The following is a 17964-nucleotide window of genomic DNA, read 5'->3' as shown; positions in this document are numbered from 1 at the left end:
CTTTACGGTAACTATCTCTCAGTACAGGAGATGCATGGATCAATACTGCCAACTACAACCGGAATATCCGCAATTTTACTGCCAGGAAGCATGATATTTAGTGCTTCCCAGTTTGGATACGTAGGGACTCTCCATTTTATCCGTTCAGGAATATCAGTGCCGTTCGTACGGGCGAAATAAATCAGTTCACCCCTCGGAGCCTCCGATTTAGCAATCGCTTCTCCACCTGGGATATCAGGCATAGAATCCAGACAGACCGGACCATCTGGGAGCTCCTGTAAACATTGCTCCACCATATGTATAGACTCTACAACCTCACCAAGCCTCACCATCAGCCTTGAGAAAACATCTCCATTTTTCATGGTTACTGCATGTACATTAAGCTTGTCATACGCTGCATACGGGTTGTCTACTCTTACATCATAGTCAATACCTGATGCCCTTGCCACCGGTCCAACCACACCGTACTCCGCAGCCTTTTCTTTCGATAAAACCCCAATTCCTTCCGTCCGGCGGCGGATCGAAGCATTAGACTGGCAAATTTTCGTAATTTCCTCAAGTGGTTTTTTTAACGTTTCAAGCGTGTTCAGGATGTACTTTGTCTGTTCCTTTGAAATATCGTATCTCACGCCACCGATACTATTGGCGGATAAATTCATCCGATTTCCGAACACAGATTCCTTAATATCCTGCATATTTTCTCTTAGCTCCATGGCATGCATGAAAAGAGAGTCGAAGCCGATAATATGAGGAATCAAGCCAATATTAAACAAATGGGAGGAAATACGTTTGATTTCGTCTGCTATCGTTCGCAAATATTCCGCTCTTACCGGTATTTCAATTCCGGCTATCTTTTCAACCGCCATGCAATAGGTAAACGGATGGTTATTCGAGCAAAGCGAGCATACTCGTTCCGTTAGTGTCAGGTTTTGATAAAAATTTCGCTGCATCGTTAGAAATTCGATCCCGCGGTGGACGTGGCCGGCATTGATGTCAAGACCAACCACCGTTTCGCCTTCGACCTGCAGCTTGAAATAGATGGGTTCTTCCAGGACGACGTGGACTGGACCAATTGGAATGGTATAGCTACTCAATGGTTGTCGCTTCCTTTCCATCAGATTTCATAACTTTTTCCCATAATGTGCTTGTGCTTGCACCATTCATCGCTTCAGACAGGGGAATCATTGTATGATCGGTCATATAGATATTTTCTTCAAGAAAGAGTCTCTTGGAGTTTGGATGACCCTGCAGCTTAATATTGTATAGCTCCTGCATTTCCCTCTCATGCCAGTCGGCACTTTTCAGCACAGGAGTAATCGAATTGACCTTTCTCTCAAGTGAAGGAAGCGTAATCCTGACGGTGCAGTTAAGTCCTAAAAAATAGAAATGATAATTGATGATTAAAGTAATAGGCTTATCCTCAACACGACTCACCTCGGACGGACTGGCAAATTCAGCGGGTGTATTTAAAGGCGATATGGTCATCACTCTTCCCTTATATCCGGCAATAATTTCTGCAACGGTATAGAGATCCTCTGGATTTTCCAGTTTGCACCAACCGCAAACAACTCCTTTTTTATCCTGATCCCATTTCAGGCTGTAGGTTTCTCCTATTTTTTCAGTCAGTTTTTGTCTGAAATGATTCATGGCGTCTTCTTTTAACATATTTAAAACACACCACCCTTCCAAGTCTCTTTTCTGCGGCATTTTTCACACATTTTAGTTAGTCCCTTCACGTCCCCGTCCTCACCGTACAGCTTTTTCACTAGGATGGGTGAAAGCGGCAGAAACAGTTCACCACAGCAGGTGCATGGCTGTTTTGGAATCCACGTTCTTTCGGTATAGGTGTACTTCTCCTCCTGCACATGCGCTGTATGGTAATCATTTGTTAAGTGAATCGCTTTAACTGGACAGACATGCTCACACAAACCGCAAAACGTACACGTGTTATGCCAGACAACAAAGTGGATTCCTTCTTGATCATCAGACTCCTGTAGCTTTATCGCGCCGCCTGCACAGACATATTCGCACATATGACAGGCCATACAAAGCTCCGGATCATGCTTTATTTTCCCTCTCAGCTTTGCCGGTGCCAAATCTTCTGCAAAGGGGTATTGAATGGTAGATGGTCCTTTGATGAGATTGTGTAGAACCAGTTTTAATATAGAACTCATGACCTCTCCCCCCTAGAATCTGGTTTTCCAAATTTCAACCGCCATGGCCACTCCATCGATAATAGCCTGTGGCCTTGGTGGGCAGCCTGGAACATTGACGTCCACCGGAATATAAGTATCCAGCTGACCATCGATGGCATAGCTGTCTCGAAAAACGCCTCCTGATATTGGACAAATCCCGACCGCTACCACTACCTTCGGATAGGGTATTTCATTGTATACACGTAAAACTTTCTCCTTTACAACTGCTGTAACCGGTCCGGATATCAGCACAATGTCGGCATGCTTTGGACTTCCACAATACTTGCAGCCAAGCCGCTCGATATCGTAGCGGGGAATCAAGGCGGTGGTGGCCATCTCCACATCACAACCATTACAGGACCCGGCATTGATTCGGTAGATCCAAGGAGACTTTTTTATGATGTTTTGAAGTAATTTTGTCATAGCGATTCTCCTTCAAAAAGATTTGGTTCAAAATGAAATGAAGAGGAGAACAAGACTAGTTAGTGCTAAAACACTCGGTATCAACAAATAGAATTTGAATGCCTGATCCATCCGCATTCTCGCTCTTGTCGCACGCACCAATGTAATCGTGAAAAAAGTAACCATAATACATTTCAAAATGAACCATAGCAGATTGATGAACCAAAAGCCCCCAATACCTGAAGGGAAAAACAGAGCAACAGCGAGTGATGACAACACAAAAATCTTCAAGCCTCCGGTCAGCTTAAACAGGGCAAGTCCCATGCCTGAATACTCTAATAGAGGTCCTTCTGCAATTTCCGTTTCCGCTTCCGGTATGTCAAAGGGCACGACCCCAATGGTTCCGGGAATACAGCATAAAAAGGCTATAAATGCTGGGAGCATCTGCCAATCTAAGAGCAAGGCTCCATTCTTGAGCTGGAAATCAACAATCCTGTTCAAGGAAAACAAGGCCGTTCCCCCTTCACCCATGCCGACTCTCATTCCGACTGCCAGGAGAACGATGGTTAACGGTATTTCATAGGCCAGCATAATCACCATTTCTCGGGAAAGCCCAACCGAGCTGTACGGTGAGCCGGAAGCCGATGCCCCAATCATTAGGGCTAATGCTGGAGTAGCCAATAAATATAAGAGCACCAAAAGGTCTCCCGATTGATACAATCCGGAATAAATGCCGGTTACAGGTATAAGGCTAATAGCCGTCAGCATGCCTGCGAAACCAAGCAATGGTGCGTATCGAAATACGGTATAATTGGCGGTTCTCGGTACGACTATTTCTTTTCGCGAAAGTTTTATAATATCAATACAAGGCTGATAAATAGGCGGTCCTACTCTTCTTTGCAGCCGTGCATAAATTTTTCGATCAAGTCCGCTAAGAAATAAACCGAAGATAATGGCGAAAAGGCCTCCTGGAAAAATTAAAATATGAATGAGCAGCTTTACTATTTCCATTACTCCTCTTCCTCCTCACCATTACCAAATACAGGTACAATCCCTTGGTGCAGCTTCTTCACTAGTTTTGTGGGAGTTTCATACAGATTTTGTGCATCTGGATTGATACTGTCTGCGTCAAGGTCTGTGACTCCACATGTATAGGCATCGGTATACCTGACCTTTTTATTTCCCGATAACAGCAGAACTAAGCCGACTGCAAGCCCTAGCAGAATTGCAATGGTGATGACACCAACCTGCCAGGTTCCAATTGGCGTATCCACCCTGAATAAGGTAAAGGAAGGCTGGGCAAAACCTGCCAGTGCTAAAACCTTAGAAATGACCATAAGTGGTAAGCCTGGCATGATACCGAAAACGACACTGATGACAGACAATAGTCCCATCGGTACGAGCATCGTCCATGGTGCTTCTTTAACCTGCTCTATTTGTGAGGTTGGGACACCAAAGAATGCTGAATGCATGAATTTTACAAAATAAGCCATCGTCATAGCGCTTCCTGCTAATGAAAGGATGGCAAGCAGGACCTCTCCCTGCTCCATTGCCGCTTCATAAATGATCCATTTAGACGTGAAACCGCTAAAAGGAGGTACGCCGGCAAGTGACAGAGCGCCTACCATGAAAAAGCCTAACGTCCACGGCATTTTTCTGCCAAGTCCGCTAACATCATCAAGATTTCTGCAGTGTGCTTGGACCATAATCGCTCCTGCAGCAAGGAAGAGCAGATCCTTAAAGAACATATGATTAACAAAATGTAATAGCGCACCTGTTAATCCAAGTGTTGTTCCTAAGGCCAAGCCCAGGATGATATAAGCAATTTGGCTGACCGTACTATAGATTAAAAGCCGTTTGATGCCTCTTTGTACGAGTGCCATAGCGCCTGCACCCACAATGGTTAGCCCGGCAATCCATGCCACAATGTAAAGGAGAATCGAACTGTTCAATACCATACTCATACGACCAGCAATTACTGCTCCTCTCATGATAAAGAAAAGCTTAATAAGGCTATATGGAGCACTTTTTAATAGTACGGATGAGATATAGCCGCTCACAGGTGTTGGTGCTGTGGCAGGATGCATCTGATAATCAATGCGGAACGATAGGATTGCTGCTTTCATAAGGAAGCCAATTGTGATAAGAGTCAGACCTAATCCAGCCACACCTAGCTCCATTTCTCCTAAACGATTTGCCAGTAAAGACATGTCAAAGGTTCCAGCTTTTGCTGTTAATAAAAGAATGCCTAAAAAGGCAAAGCTTGCGCCAATATAGTTAAAAATGAAATATTTGAAGCCCTCTTTTAACGCTTCTCTCGTTTCCTCATGGATAATCGAGAAATACAATGTCCAACTGCTCATAATCTCCCAATAAAGAAAGAAAGAAAAGAAATCACTGCTGACTGCCACACCAATCAGTCCGGCAATCATCATTAAGAAAAATAAGTAATAGCGGTTTTGAGCATGTCCATGCCCCATATAACCCAACGAATACAGCATATTTAATAGTCCTACGAATGCAATCAACAAGGCAAAGCTTAATGAGAATACATCGTATTTTCCGTGTGATAGGACAATCGTACCAAGCGTTGTCATCATCACGAATACGGAAATCCAGCCTGCTGTTTTTGCTGAACCTTTACCGAAAAAGTAGGCTAAGAGTCCGCCAAGCATTGGAATCAGGATGACCATAGGCCAGCTTACCTGAATCTGAGGAATAGAAGTAATTACTAATCCTCCTAATTCGGCAATCGTATCAGCGGCCGAAATAACCAGCTTTAAGGCATACTGAGGAAGAAAGCCGTTAAAAATAACGAAACCTGCAAGGACACCAATTGGAAGCAACATGGTCCAATGTCCTTCCGTTATTTCTGGCCCTTCATATTTTTCAAAGAAGATCGTTTTAATCAGTCTGATGTAATAGATGGCAGCAAGGATGCTTCCAAATAGAAGCAGTGCGGCAATATACCAATAGCCTGAGTCAACAGCGGCGTACAGCATGAGAAATTTACTAATGAAGCCGTTGAATGGCGGTAAACCCATGATGGCAAGGACACCGATGGCAAGACAGCCTGCTGTAATTGGCATTACCTTACCGGCACCCTTCAAGGCGGCCAAATCTCGGCTCTTTAATTTATGCACTAATAAACCCGCCGCAAGGAATAGAAGCCCCTTCATCATGGCATGATTTAAAATGTGATAAAGACCAGCCACCATGCCAAGGTAGGTTCCCAAACCAAGGACGGTGACAATTTCGCCAATCTGTCCCATTGTGGAAAAAGCTAAAAGCCGTTTGATATCCTTTTGGCGCAGGGCCATGATTTCCCCATATAGTGCCGTGATGATTCCTAAAAGGGTTAGGGCAAGTCCGGTATAGGGTAGGTTTCCGACCGAGCCTAATTGCGATAGGAGACCCATTCCAAAAACGACAAATACAACCCTTAACAAACCATATATCCCAATTTTCGTCAGGATGCCGGAGAGCAAGGCTGATACCGGTGATGGTGCTTGCGGATGAGCCTCAGGCAGCCAGCTGTGAACTGGTACAAGACCTGTTTTGACAGCCGTTCCAATCACAAACATTACAATGATAGCTATTAATAGCCCCGGTGCCATCATTGGCAACTGTTGTGATACTACTGCCATATCAAGGGTTCCAATACTATTCTGCAGCGATAAAATCCCAAACTGCATGATATAGGCTCCGCTTGTACACATCATAAAATACAAAAATCCAGCCTTTAAGGTCTTCTGTGAAGGTTCATGAATGATAAGCAGATACGATGCCCAAGTCATCAGTTCCCAGAACACATAGAAATTACCCAATTTTGTACTCGTAGCAACACCAATCAGACTGCCTAACGTAAGCAGTAAAAAGAAAAAGTAACGGTTGTTATGCTTTTCACCCCTAAAATAACCAATCGAATAGATGATGGCTAACAGCGTCATAACAGAAATAATCAAGGCAAACAGCTTGGAAAGGCTGTCGACTGTTCCGTCCATCCATACGACCCCGACAGTTGTGACGCCGATGATCATAGCGAGTAACCCTCTTAAGCTAGGCAAATAATGGCCAATGATAAATACAACAAACGCGCCGATATATGGTACTAAGACCATTACCGGCCATGGAGAGTCAATAACTGGCAGTTCATTAACTGCCGTTGCAAATAATGAGCCTACCAACCTCTCGCTAAATTCTATGAATGGTTCCGGAAAAAGGGTCGATAGTGCTGTCAGACCTCCAAGAACCATGATAGCTCCTGTAGTCATCTTATTGAGGACTATGGAGTCTCCATTTTTACCGTAGTCCTGTTCAGTCTTCTCATCTTCAGCAAAACAAATATGATGCAGGATTCTGATAAAATACCAGGCTTCAATGATGCTACCTACTATTGCCGCTGCAGCATAAATCATTTGACCCGCTTCGATGCAGGAATAGACGATTAAAAATTTACTAATGGACCCTTTAAAAGGGGAAAGACCCATGACCGAAAAGATACCAAAGGCAAACATCGTAGATATCAGTGGTGAAGTTCTGCCAAATCCCTTTAAATTCTCTATGTATGACGTCTTACTCTGTTGAATCATTACAAATACTGTCAGAAAGACTAAGCCCCGCATAATGAGCTGATATTCAAGATGGAGTAATCCTCCTGTCTGCCCTACGAAGGTACCACTAGCAAAGCCTAATAGGATATAGCCAAGCTCAGCAATCGTCGAATAGACGAGTAAGGTCGTTATTTTTCTTGGTTTCATGACAGCCATAACTTCAAATAGCAGGAGAATCATCGCACCAAAAAGCAGTTGTGTATTCACTATTCGTACCTCCCTTCATAATCATGTTCGTATTCACCTGGTCCAATTTCCGTCTAGATTATTATTGAGCTCGCTCGGTCATTTACCTTTAAAAAAGAAAAGGTTGATCGCCATCAACCTCCTGCAACAACTGGAATTATACAAATAACATCCTCATCCATTAATTTTGTATGAACCCCGTCACAATGATCGATATGCCGTCCATTTACTAGAATGATCATTTCATCACTAAGTTTATTATCCGGAAAGACGTTTGTCTTAAATGGCTTCCCGTATCGGCTGGAAAGAACCTTCAAAAGCTCTTCAACCGTTTCACACGGCTCCATTTCTATTACTTTCTTGTGAGTGTAATCACGCACATAAGCAAAAAACTTAATCATCATTTCGCATCACCTAAGATTGAATACACCGGCAAGCTCATTTGTGTTACACACCTGCCGGGATTCAATTTTTCAAAAAACTGTATGGCTACTAATCTCTCATTATATATGTGAAATAATTCACTTAAGATAGCGAAAGCTCTTCTTTTTTATCTTCTGACGGTACCCCTTCCTCATCCCATCCTCTTAAGGAATAGTATTCAGGAAGCATCGTATCCAGCTCAGTTACCTTCCCTTTAGCAGGTCCCTTGGTAATTGGTTCTTTTAATAGTCTTGGAGGCAGCGTGTCATCCTTTTTCGAGAACCCGTTCTCCATATTGATCAGTTTTTCTAGATTCCAAATTCTTTCTCCTGCTTGAAGGACCTCTTCATCACTATAATCAATGCCCGTACAGGTTCTAAGCATTTCGGAGATCTCTGGCAACCCGATGGCAAATGTGACAAACAGGCACATTCCAACCGAATCGACAACAGCCGTAAGATCCTGGAAGGTCTTAAGCATCGCAGGCTTTCCTTCAGTGACAAGTGGATCCATTTTGACAGGCAAACCAAGAATCTCAGGAGAGGTTAAATAACCGCGCACATGACAGCCGCCACGATTGGAAGTAGCATATTCCAGTCCCATCCCCTGTAGGGCACGTCCATCATAAGCAGGCATTTCTTGTTTTTTAACCGTCATTGAAAGCTCTGGATGACCAAATTCCTCTGCCATTCTATAAGAGCCTAAGGCCAGCTTGTCCCCGAAGCCTTCCCTGTAACCAGTCATTCTCGTCAACTCGACAATGGCATCCGAATCGCCGAATAATAGATTTCTTCCCATATCCTTTTTCGTTGCAAAGCCCTTTTCATATAATTCCATTGCACAGGCAATCGTTGAACCCATGGTAATCGGATCCATGCCTAGCTCATTACAAAGGAAGTTGGCTTCACAGACTGCCTGCAGATCACTTACACCGCAGGAAGCTCCAAATGCCCAGCCTGCTTCATATTCTGGTCCTTCTCCAAAATCAGTGTACTTAGATCGCTCGAGCTTAGTTACCCTGCCACAGCCAATCGCGCAGTCAAAGCAGCCTCTGTTCCGAATCAAATATTTATCAGCCAACGTTTCACCGCCGATATCATCTGCCTTATCGAATACCGATTCCTGCCAGTTTCTTGTTGGGAGTCCACCTGACTCATTTAGGATATTCACGAGAATCTCTGTGCCGTAGGCTGAAAGTCCAGCACCAGTGACAGGGTTTTCTTTAATTTTCACAAGTGAATCCATGCAGGCATCCATAAACTCCTTAGGCATGGCGGCCGTTACCGATCTTGTACCTTTCGCCACAATAGCCTTTAGATTTTTGGAGCCCATGACAGCACCAAGCCCAGAACGTCCTGCTGCTCTTGTTTTATCATTCATAATCGTTGCAAACAGGACAAGCCTTTCACCTGCAGGTCCGATACAGGCAACTCTCGCATCCTCATCCGTTTCTTTTAACAGCTCATCTGTTGTTTGCGGTACTTCCTTGCCCCACAAATGGCTGGCATCCCTTAATTCGATATGGTCATCATTAATATAAAGATAGATTGGCTTTTTCGCTTTTCCTTCAAAAATGATGCCATCGTAGCCTGCATATTTCAATTCGGGACCGAAATAGCCTCCGGAGTTACTAGCCCCGATTGTGCCTGTCAAAGGCGCTTTCGTTACCACCTCATACCTTCCGGCCGAAGTGGCTGTAGTACCTGTTAACGGTCCCGTCATAAAGATGAGATTGTTTTCAGGACTAAGCGGGTCTACCTTTGGATCCACTTCGTTTATGTAAAGTTTGGTCCCTAGACCCCTGCCTCCAAGATATTGCTTTGCTTCCCGAAAATCCAGTGCTTCCGTTGTAATGGTTTCATTTATTAAATTGACTCTTATGAGCTTTCCCTTCCAGCCGTTCATCAACTATTCACCTCTGCAAACAAATCCTTAAATTTTTCTGCGATGACTCTTTTCTTATGAATGTTACCTGTTGAACCATCGACATACTGAATGGCTCCTGCTAAACAGACCTTTGCACAATTTGGATCCCCACCGCATAGATCACATTTGACAATTTCCTTTTTGACAGAATTGAAGGAAATATTCCCAAACGGACAGGCACTGATACACATTTTACATACAATACATTTGTCTGGATTTGAGACCACTGCGCCGCTTTCATCTCTCGAAAATGCATTAACAGGGCACACCTTCATACAGGATGGGTCTTCACACTGCATACACATGACAGGGACAGATATAGCAGCCTCTTCATAAAAGAGTACATGTACAGCAGCTTCCCTCGGATTGAATTCACCTGTTTTGTTAAACGAGCAAATCAGCTCACAGCTGCGACAGTTCGTGCATTTTTCAGGAGAAATCGTTAATATTTTACTCATGATTATCCTGGTTACCGCAATCGCGATGCCAGTTACACCTCCTCAAATTACATAATATTACCTCTATTTAACTTTAATATTAATTTTGTGAAAAAACTAACAAACTTCTTTAAAAAGTAATGCTATTTTTTGTCAATATTTATCCATATCCAAAAATTGGTGCAAGTAGTACGATAGCAGTATACAACAGGACCATCAAATAAAAGATTTTGAGGTGTTTATGGAATGCTGACTAATTTTAAACGAGATGTAGAATTAGCAGATGGCTTAGAAACAGATTATATGAAAATATTATTTTATGACCTTTCTCCTATGGACTGCGATTACAAAACCTACGAATACACAAGACTTTGTACCATTCTTGATGGCCGGAAGCATGTATCCGTTAATGAAGACATTCAGTTTACCTATCAGCCTGGACAATTTATCCTCCTTCCACCCCATTCAAATGTCCATATGAATATTGATACCTCGACAAAGGCGCTTGTCTTCGAGCTCAACGATACCCTTTTAAAAGGAGTAACGGAAAAGATTAGCTTAGATTTTGAAGCGGATTATGATGCTCTATTGGAGGACAGATTTTTCCTGGGAACCATCACTCATCTGCTCGGGAAAAGCTTGGATAAACTGATGGATATTTCAACTAAGGCAGAAAAAAATAAGGAGTTTCTCATTGACCTTTACGCACAGGAGCTTGTCTATCATTTAGTTCAGATCAAAGGTGTTCATCAAATTATTAATATAGAGCAGGATCATCCCATCTTTCAAACAATCAAATACATAAAAGAAAATATTAAACAGCCCATCAGTATTAAACAGCTTGCCTCAGACATCTACATGTCCGAGACCAATTTCTGTAATTCTTTTAAAAAGGTGGTCGGTCTAACCCCAAAGGAATACATAACAAACCTTAAAATGCTGCAAGCAAAGGAGTTGCTAAAGCTCCATAATGTAACGGAAGTAGCATACGAGCTGGGATACGAAAATATATCACATTTTATCGCTCTGTTTAAAAATAAATACGGCATGACACCGAAGCATTATAAAAGCATTGGAAACGCTCCGGTTATCTATAAATATTAGGGATGAACTTTTACGTAAAAAAATAGAGCAGGCGCATCATTATACACGCGCCTACTCTATTTTATACAACAGTAGATTTTACTGAATGTTGTTATTCCTCGTCGTCATCCTCCATGATTTCATCAAAGGCTGCCGAAACCTTGTCAAATTCGTTTTCACTATCAATTGCTGAAAAATCACCATCCTGGTCGACTTTCATGAAGAAAATATCAATATCCTCATCACTTTCTTCACGGACATCCTCCGCAAAAGCAACGGCCACATAGTCGGTCCCTTCAATATTCATGGAAGCTAGCACTTCGACTTCCAGCTCTTCATCATTTTCATCCGTAATCGTAAAAACCTCTCCCACTTCAATCTTTTCCATGACAATACCCCCTAAATATAGTTTCCTTTCATTTATTCCCAAAAAAGTGGGCATTCATTCAATCCAAACAGTTGTACAATCGGTGTCAGGCACCGTAAATGGACAGTTTGCGTTATTTTGTTTTTTTGGTGTAGACACCTAAAATAACCCAAGCTGTTTTGGAGCTAGTCCTTCATATTCGATACCTAAAAGCTGCTGGAATTCTTTGGCGTTAGAGGCTGCGTCTCCACCGGAGTTGTTGTTAAAAATGACGTAGATATCCTTTGTTTGCTGGGACAATTGCTGTAGAACCTGCTGCATCTCCAGTAGCTCTGACTCGTTATACTTATACAAAAAGCGAACCTCACGCCAGTCGACCCCCTCCTGCTTGTTCCAGCCCTGTGTGTTTCTGCCATGCATACGTACTAAAGTCAAATTGGAATCTGTTGCAGTAGGTACGAGTGGAACGGAGCCTTCTCCTGATTGCGGTTCATCTGCAATTGAATGAATCCAGCCCTCCTCCTTCATAAAGCGTAACGTACCCTCCCGATAAGCATCGCTATACCAGGATTGATGGCGAAACTCAAGAGCTACGGGAATATCCTCCATCATTTTCCTGCAGGATCTGATATAGGCCACATTCTCCTTCCGGCAATGAAACCAGGGCGGAAATTGAAACAGGACCATCGCTAATTTATTTGTTTCCTGATAGGGCTTCAAGGAAGCTTTAAAGGCATCAAACATCTCTGTGACGCTGGTAAAAGGAATATCCTTTCCCCGCCGATGCTTCGTCATCCCCTGATAGGCTTTCACCACAAAGCGGAAATTTTCCGGTGTCTCACTGACCCATTTTTCCACATTTCGAAGCGGTGAAATCGCGTAAAAAGAAGAATCCACTTCAACTATTGGAAAATGGCTACTGTACTGCGCTAATTTATCCCGCTGTCTAATGCCGTCACGGTAAAGGGAATCATGATCGCCCCAGCCTGCAAGGCCTATGTATATCAAGGTTTGAGTCCCTCCTTTTTTGTGTTGTGCAGTCTAATTAGTTTTTGTTAGTCAAACAAATCGATCTATAAAAAGCGATTATAGTGTCTTAGTCATGATGTAATCTACCTGCTCTTCATCGCCCATATAAAAAGCGTGTGCTCCGGTTTGAACAAACCCCATTTTCTCATAAAAAGCGATGGCATTATCGTTTTGATCCCATACACCTAGCCAAATTTTCTTCATCTGACGTTCCAATGCGATATTAATCGCTTGATCTAGAAGATACTTACCAAGCCCAAGCTTTTGAAACTTTCGTTTTATATAAATTCTCTCAATTTCAAGTGCGTCGTCACCCATTTCTTCCGACTGAGCGTCATGGCAATTAAGCTTTAAATATCCAGCAACTTCATCCCCAGCAAAAACAAAATAGAATTCAGAAGAAAGATTGGTCAGTTCTTTTTCTATTTGCTTTAAGTTGAATGCCTTTTCCAAATAGGCATTCATATTCTCCGGTGAATTCTGATCCTTAAAGGTTTCATTAAAGGTTTCATAGCTAATGGTTTGAAGTGTGTTTAAATCCTTAAGAGTACATTTTTTAAAATGGATCTTCATCTATCGGTCCCCTCCGTCTATTAATATTTTCTCTTGTTTCCTTTTTTGACAAATTCCCAGTCTTTTTCGATATTCTTTCTTACTTTCTGTAAAAGATGATAGATGGTTTCTATTTTTCCTTCAGAAAACCCCTCTAGTGCAACATGATTAGAATGATTATTTTCAACCTTAATCATAAAGGAATTAACGCGAATCAGTCTATTTTTTTCAAGAACCATCATCTATCTCGTTTTCTTGATATTGGCCATCCTATTCCATGGACCCATCGGCATTGGAATGTTATTAACCGTATGCTTAGGAGGTCTCCTTTTAAATTTCTTTATGCCGAAAACGGAAAAAGTGTTAGACAGCCTACTAGGACCAACTATTTTTTCCTCTTATCGTCAAGCAGATAAAAACCATTCTGTATAGAGTGGTTTTTGTTTTTCTTTTAGAATACACACACCGATTGTAAAAATCACAAAATTTGTTCATGAAAAACATCTCAATTATCCACACTATCTATTAAAAAGAGGAAGTACATAATGCGGAAGCTTACCTACTTACTTATTCCTTTATGGCTCACCTTCTTTCCGACAATAGGAAAGGCCGAGATTGTGGAGGCTGAGAAAATCTATACATATGAAGCTTTATCACAGGATATGGTAGAGCTTGCTACAAAACATCCTGACCTAATCACATACAAGTCCTTAACTACGACCTCCTTTGGAAGAGAAGTATGGGGAATTAAACTTGGTCAAGGTGAAACAACGATTCTAATGAATGGTGCACACCATGCCCGTGAATGGTTAACGAGTACTCTATTAATGAAGATGATTGAAACCTATGCAGCTGCCTATGACAACCAGCAAACTGTAGAAGGTTTTCATTCTAAAGTATTAGATAAGGTTTCGATTTGGTTTGTTCCGATGGTCAATCCAGATGGAGTGTCACTCCAGCAATGGGGTCTCCAAGCTACACCTGACATCCTTCATCCTTTTCTCATTGAAATGAACCAGGGCTCTTTGAATTTTAACAGATGGAAAGCCAATTTATCAGGGATTGATTTAAATCGGCAGTATCCTGCAAATTGGTCTTATTTAAAAGGAGTTCACTCAAAGCCAAGCTACCAATTTTACAAAGGTACCCGACCGCTCGAAGCTGACGAGGTTAGAGCTCTTGTCGATTTCACGTACGAGGTAATGCCAGAAATCGCCGTTTCGTACCATTCCTCTGGAAATATGATTTTTTGGGGCTATCACCAATGGGGAATCACTCATACAACAGAGTTTATGAAGGATTATTATTCAATCGCTGAAAAAGTCTCTGAACTAACTAGATATCCCATTGAAGAGCCCAAATCCCATCAACAGGGCGGAGGATATACAGATTGGTTCATCGAGGAGTTTGCTAAACCCGCTTTTACGGTTGAAATTGGTCAATTGATCGAAGACAGCAGCCTTCCGATTGACGAGTTTCCCGACATTTGGGAAAGAAATAAAATGGTTGGCTTATTCTTAGCTGCCAAAGCTCTTGAGAGGCAAATGAATCCATAATTATCATGAAAAATAACCATCTCATCCTAAAGTACAGCTTGGGAGAGATGGTTATTCTATTGCTGCATGAATTACTTCAAATTGATTGGTGTGCATACAGCATAAATACTTTCCGATGGATTTGTTAGATTCACTTTAACAACTTTAAATTCATTTTCTGAATGGGTTTTACCTTGTTGATTGATTTGAAGATTTGCCATTGTACTTCCTTCCTTTCGAAATATTCTCACACAGAAGTTACTATACGCTGTAGTGTTTGTTTGGGTACATTGTCTATTTATATATAAAAAAAACTGCCCATTTGACGTCACTAAGGACGCCCGATAGACAGGTAATTACTTATTGCTTTACTGGATCAGGATAATCATAACTCTTTGTATCCACTGTTACGGATTTCATTTTCTGATCCTCTAATGGCTTGTCCGCACTGTTTCGCTCAGCTGAAACAATTTTATCAACTGTTTCCATTCCCTCAATCACTTTACCAAAAGCGGTATATTCACCATCAAGATGCGGCGATTCCTTCGTCATGATGAAAAATTGCGATCCAGCCGAATCAGGATCACCAGTCCGCGCCATGCTAATCACTCCGCGTTCATGCGTTAGGTTGTTTTCAAATCCGTTTGAGGTAAATTCTCCTGCAATGGTATAACCAGGTCCACCTGTACCAGTACCTTCCGGGTCTCCCCCTTGAATCATAAAATCAGGGATGACGCGATGGAAAATCAGTCCATCATAATAGCCCTGCTCCACCAAAGAAATAAAATTGGCAACCGTATTGGGCGCAACCTTTGGCTCCAATTCTAGTACGATCTTTTCGTCGTTTTCCATCGTTATGGTCACAATAGGATTTTCCGCAACCTCTGATGAATAATCGTTTCTTTCCTTATTTTCGGCCGATTGTTCATTCTCTGCTTGAGTTCCGCAGCTAGTCATTAGTAAAGCTGCTAGAATGGCTGTAAAAATAAAATAGAATAGTTTCGTACGTGATAACATATATCTTCTACCTCCTCGTATGTATCATAGCAAAGTTGGAGAATTGATGGGAAGAGTTGTTTGTTCTGGGATGATCGTTTATTGTGACAGTTTGCGGTTTTTTCCGTTGGCAGTTGTCAGAACTCAGCCCTAGTTCTGACAACTTTTCCTTTATCCAATTAAGCCTTAAAACGATGTTGAATACATTTAAATCATAATGGCGGTTGCTTGTGGTGCTTGCGGCAAACTGGATAATAGCTGTCATTACCACCAATGTGAATTTGACTGCCCTCCCGAACCGGCTTATTATATTCATCTACTCGTAAAGCCATAATCGCCTTTTTCTCGCAAAACCAACAGATGGTTTTCATTTCTTCAATTTTATCTGCATAAAGGAGCATATATTTGCTGCCTTCAAATAATTCATTTTGGAAGTCATTTTTCAAGCCAAATCCCATTACAGGGATGTCGAGTTCATCCACAATTCTGGCCATTTGCAGAACATGGTCCTTGGAGACAAATTGCACTTCATCAACCAGCACGCAGCTTAATCGCAAAGAGGATTCGCTAACAACAGAAAAAATATTTGTCTCTTCATAAATAGGGGTAGCTTCCCGCTGCAGCCCCACTCTAGAGGATACAAAACCTGATTTATATCGATCATCAAGTGCTGAAGTAAAAATCATCACATGCTTATTCTGCTCCTCATAATTATGTGCCACCTTAATGATTTCAATCGATTTACCTGAATTCATTGCTCCATATTTAAAGAATAACTGTGCCAATTATCTCTTCTCCTTACCCGTGAACTATCAAAACACATTTTAATATTATATACATAAAGCGTAATGATTTAAAGCGAGAGAATATTTGTCACGACTAGTGGAATTGCTGAGTAGCGATCATAACTCTCCACCATTTGTACCAATGACATTTTTATACCATTCAAATGAATCCTTTTTATAACGCTTCATAGTGCCGTTTCCTTCATTGTCACGATCCACATAAATCAGACCGTATCGTTTTTTCATTTCTCCTGTTGTAAAGGAGACAATGTCAATAATGCCCCATGGTGTATAGCCGATTAAGTCAACACCATCCTCCATGACCGCTTTTTTAAAGGCCTCAATATGTGACCTTAAGTATTCCATTCTTTCTGGATCATGGACCGAACCATCTTTCTTTAACGTATCGACCGCACCAAATCCATTTTCAACGATAAACAAAGGGATTTGGTAGCGGTCATATAAACGATTCAATGTATAACGAAGTCCAGTCGGGTCTATCCCCCAACCCCAATCACTCGCTTGAATGAAAGGATTCTCAACACTATTAGGAACAGACCCATTTACAATCCCGCGAGAATACGTACCCTCAACCTCACCTTCAACCTCAGCCTTCACTGTATTAGACATATAGTAGCTAAAGGCTAAATAGTCAACGGTTCCGTTTTTTAATATGTCTTCGTCTTTAGCTTCGAAATGTATCTGATACCCTTCTCTTTCGAATTCCTTCAGAGCATAGCTTGGATAATAGCCACGTACTTGTACATCCGGGAAGAAATAGCGTTCCCTCATGAGTATTTCCGCCAACATAACATCTTCAGGATTTGACGAATAAGGATAAATCGGGATATGGGCAACCATCGCTCCGATTTGGAAATCGGGATTTATTTCTTTCCCCTTTGCAACAGCTAATGCGCTGGCAAGTAATTCATGGTGTGCCGTTTGAAACATGACTTCTCTTGCATTTTCGTTTTCTTTGACTGTCACACCTGAGTTAGTCCATAAAAAAATCGGATTACTAACATCCATTTGATTATTGATTTCATTAAATGTCATCCAGTATTTCACTTTATTTTTATATCGTTGAAAGCAAACCCCAGCAAATTTCACAAAAAAATCTACAAGCTTTCTATTTCTAAAACCGCCATACTCTCTGGCCAGATGTAATGGAATTTCAAAGTGAGATAGTGTAATAACAGGCTGTATTCCATGCTTTAATAATTCATCAAATACTTGATCATAGAACTGCAAACCTGCTTCATTTGGTTCAGCTTCGTCCCCTTTTGGAAAAATTCGGCTCCAGGCAATCNTAAAAGTTTTCTATTTAAAAAACCGCCATACTCTCTGGCCAGATGTAATGGAATTTCAAAGTGAGATAGTGTAATAACAGGCTGTATTCCATGCTTTAATAATTCATCAAATACTTGATCATAGA

Annotated in this window: 17 protein-coding genes and 2 pseudogenes; 2 read left to right on the top strand and 17 right to left on the bottom strand. The window is 41.7% G+C overall.

What is annotated here, in order from left to right; translation table 11 throughout:
- Positions 1-11 precede the first annotated feature (11 nt).
- The 9 genes from BQ5321_RS11960 to BQ5321_RS11920 all read right to left on the bottom strand — a co-directional run bounded on the left by BQ5321_RS11960 (position 12) and on the right by BQ5321_RS11920 (position 10203).
- Positions 12-1094: a hydrogenase large subunit gene (locus tag BQ5321_RS11960; RefSeq protein WP_071394713.1), complete on the bottom strand. Its 1083-nt coding sequence runs from the start codon at positions 1092-1094 to the stop codon at positions 12-14.
- Positions 1087-1665 carry an NADH-quinone oxidoreductase subunit C gene (locus BQ5321_RS11955; RefSeq protein WP_200798710.1) on the bottom strand — a complete coding sequence of 193 codons (579 nt, stop codon included), beginning with the start codon at positions 1663-1665 and terminating at the stop codon, positions 1087-1089. The genes BQ5321_RS11960 and BQ5321_RS11955 overlap by 8 nt, the downstream gene beginning before the upstream one ends.
- Positions 1666-1667: 2 nt before the next feature.
- On the bottom strand, positions 1668-2174 hold the full coding sequence (locus BQ5321_RS11950) for a 4Fe-4S dicluster domain-containing protein (RefSeq protein WP_071394712.1): 507 nt from the start codon (positions 2172-2174) through the stop codon (positions 1668-1670).
- 12 nt (positions 2175-2186) lie between these two features.
- Positions 2187-2618: an NADH-quinone oxidoreductase subunit B family protein gene (locus tag BQ5321_RS11945; RefSeq protein WP_071394711.1), complete on the bottom strand. Its 432-nt coding sequence runs from the start codon at positions 2616-2618 to the stop codon at positions 2187-2189.
- Between the two features lie 27 nt (positions 2619-2645).
- Positions 2646-3608: a respiratory chain complex I subunit 1 family protein gene (locus BQ5321_RS11940; RefSeq protein ID WP_071394710.1), complete on the bottom strand. Its 963-nt coding sequence runs from the start codon at positions 3606-3608 to the stop codon at positions 2646-2648.
- Positions 3608-7417, bottom strand: a complete 3810-nt coding sequence (locus tag BQ5321_RS11935; protein WP_084786753.1) for a proton-conducting transporter transmembrane domain-containing protein — start codon at positions 7415-7417, stop codon at positions 3608-3610. The genes BQ5321_RS11940 and BQ5321_RS11935 overlap by 1 nt, the downstream gene beginning before the upstream one ends.
- Positions 7418-7530: 113 nt before the next feature.
- Positions 7531-7800 carry a MoaD family protein gene (locus tag BQ5321_RS11930; protein ID WP_071394709.1) on the bottom strand — a complete coding sequence of 90 codons (270 nt, stop codon included), beginning with the start codon at positions 7798-7800 and terminating at the stop codon, positions 7531-7533.
- A 121-nt stretch (positions 7801-7921) separates the two neighbouring features.
- On the bottom strand, positions 7922-9724 hold the full coding sequence (locus BQ5321_RS11925; protein ID WP_187143740.1) for an aldehyde ferredoxin oxidoreductase family protein: 1803 nt from the start codon (positions 9722-9724) through the stop codon (positions 7922-7924).
- On the bottom strand, positions 9724-10203 hold the full coding sequence (locus tag BQ5321_RS11920) for a 4Fe-4S dicluster domain-containing protein (RefSeq protein ID WP_071394707.1): 480 nt from the start codon (positions 10201-10203) through the stop codon (positions 9724-9726). Before BQ5321_RS11920 ends, BQ5321_RS11925 begins: the two co-directional genes overlap by 1 nt.
- 225 nt (positions 10204-10428) lie before the next feature.
- On the opposite strand from BQ5321_RS11920, the gene BQ5321_RS11915 reads away from it, so the two are divergent.
- Positions 10429-11286, top strand: a complete 858-nt coding sequence (locus BQ5321_RS11915) for an AraC family transcriptional regulator (RefSeq protein ID WP_071394706.1) — start codon at positions 10429-10431, stop codon at positions 11284-11286.
- Positions 11287-11377: 91 nt separating this feature from the next.
- On the opposite strand, the gene BQ5321_RS11910 is transcribed toward BQ5321_RS11915, so the two are convergent.
- The 4 genes and pseudogenes from BQ5321_RS11910 to BQ5321_RS11895 all read right to left on the bottom strand — a co-directional run.
- Positions 11378-11653, bottom strand: coding sequence for a DUF1292 domain-containing protein (locus tag BQ5321_RS11910; protein WP_071394705.1), 276 nt, complete (start codon positions 11651-11653; stop codon positions 11378-11380).
- 138 nt (positions 11654-11791) lie between these two features.
- Positions 11792-12640: a DUF72 domain-containing protein gene (locus BQ5321_RS11905; RefSeq protein WP_071394704.1), complete on the bottom strand. Its 849-nt coding sequence runs from the start codon at positions 12638-12640 to the stop codon at positions 11792-11794.
- A 78-nt stretch (positions 12641-12718) separates the two neighbouring features.
- Complete coding sequence (locus BQ5321_RS11900) at positions 12719-13234, bottom strand: spermidine/spermine N(1)-acetyltransferase (RefSeq protein WP_071394703.1); 516 nt, start codon at positions 13232-13234, stop codon at positions 12719-12721.
- Positions 13235-13254: 20 nt separating this feature from the next.
- A pseudogene (locus BQ5321_RS11895) lies at positions 13255-13407 on the bottom strand (MarR family transcriptional regulator); the annotation flags it as partial.
- Positions 13408-13758: 351 nt separating this feature from the next.
- Here BQ5321_RS11895 and BQ5321_RS11890 point away from each other — a divergent pair.
- Positions 13759-14769, top strand: coding sequence for a M14 family zinc carboxypeptidase (locus BQ5321_RS11890; RefSeq protein WP_071394701.1), 1011 nt, complete (start codon positions 13759-13761; stop codon positions 14767-14769).
- A gap of 71 nt (positions 14770-14840) precedes the next feature.
- Here BQ5321_RS11890 and BQ5321_RS24825 read toward each other — a convergent pair whose 3' ends face one another.
- The 4 genes and pseudogenes from BQ5321_RS24825 to BQ5321_RS11875 form a co-directional block, all read right to left on the bottom strand.
- Complete coding sequence (locus tag BQ5321_RS24825; protein ID WP_261798743.1) at positions 14841-14969, bottom strand: hypothetical protein; 129 nt, start codon at positions 14967-14969, stop codon at positions 14841-14843.
- Positions 14970-15108: 139 nt separating this feature from the next.
- Entirely contained in the window at positions 15109-15705 is a 597-nt protein-coding gene (locus BQ5321_RS11885) for a peptidylprolyl isomerase (RefSeq protein WP_390622187.1), read from the bottom strand.
- A gap of 251 nt (positions 15706-15956) precedes the next feature.
- Positions 15957-16529 carry a thymidine kinase gene (locus BQ5321_RS11880; RefSeq protein ID WP_071394699.1) on the bottom strand — a complete coding sequence of 191 codons (573 nt, stop codon included), beginning with the start codon at positions 16527-16529 and terminating at the stop codon, positions 15957-15959.
- A gap of 117 nt (positions 16530-16646) precedes the next feature.
- A pseudogene (locus tag BQ5321_RS11875) lies at positions 16647-17837 on the bottom strand (family 1 glycosylhydrolase); the annotation flags it as partial.
- Between the last annotated feature and the right edge of the window lie 127 nt (positions 17838-17964).

It is taken from the genome of Bacillus tuaregi (assembly GCF_900104575.1).
GTDB lineage: Bacteria > Bacillota > Bacilli > Bacillales > Cytobacillaceae > Bacillus_BD > Bacillus_BD tuaregi.
Note: the sequence above shows the minus strand (reverse complement) of the source record. Positions and strands in the feature narration are given on the sequence as shown.

Coding starts and splice junctions, on each gene's coding strand:
- BQ5321_RS11925 (WP_187143740.1), bottom strand. CDS start 9,724: ATGAACGGCTGGAAGGGAAAGCTCATAAGAGTCAATTTAATAAATGAA.
- BQ5321_RS11940 (WP_071394710.1), bottom strand. CDS start 3,608: ATGGAAATAGTAAAGCTGCTCATTCATATTTTAATTTTTCCAGGAGGC.
- BQ5321_RS11950 (WP_071394712.1), bottom strand. CDS start 2,174: ATGAGTTCTATATTAAAACTGGTTCTACACAATCTCATCAAAGGACCA.
- BQ5321_RS11920 (WP_071394707.1), bottom strand. CDS start 10,203: ATGAGTAAAATATTAACGATTTCTCCTGAAAAATGCACGAACTGTCGC.
- BQ5321_RS11910 (WP_071394705.1), bottom strand. CDS start 11,653: ATGGAAAAGATTGAAGTGGGAGAGGTTTTTACGATTACGGATGAAAAT.
- BQ5321_RS11930 (WP_071394709.1), bottom strand. CDS start 7,800: ATGATGATTAAGTTTTTTGCTTATGTGCGTGATTACACTCACAAGAAA.
- BQ5321_RS11900 (WP_071394703.1), bottom strand. CDS start 13,234: ATGAAGATCCATTTTAAAAAATGTACTCTTAAGGATTTAAACACACTT.
- BQ5321_RS24825 (WP_261798743.1), bottom strand. CDS start 14,969: ATGGCAAATCTTCAAATCAATCAACAAGGTAAAACCCATTCAGAAAAT.
- BQ5321_RS11955 (WP_200798710.1), bottom strand. CDS start 1,665: ATGTTAAAAGAAGACGCCATGAATCATTTCAGACAAAAACTGACTGAA.
- BQ5321_RS11885 (WP_390622187.1), bottom strand. CDS start 15,705: ATGACTAGCTGCGGAACTCAAGCAGAGAATGAACAATCGGCCGAAAAT.
- BQ5321_RS11915 (WP_071394706.1), top strand. CDS start 10,429: ATGCTGACTAATTTTAAACGAGATGTAGAATTAGCAGATGGCTTAGAA.
- BQ5321_RS11945 (WP_071394711.1), bottom strand. CDS start 2,618: ATGACAAAATTACTTCAAAACATCATAAAAAAGTCTCCTTGGATCTAC.
- BQ5321_RS11890 (WP_071394701.1), top strand. CDS start 13,759: ATGCGGAAGCTTACCTACTTACTTATTCCTTTATGGCTCACCTTCTTT.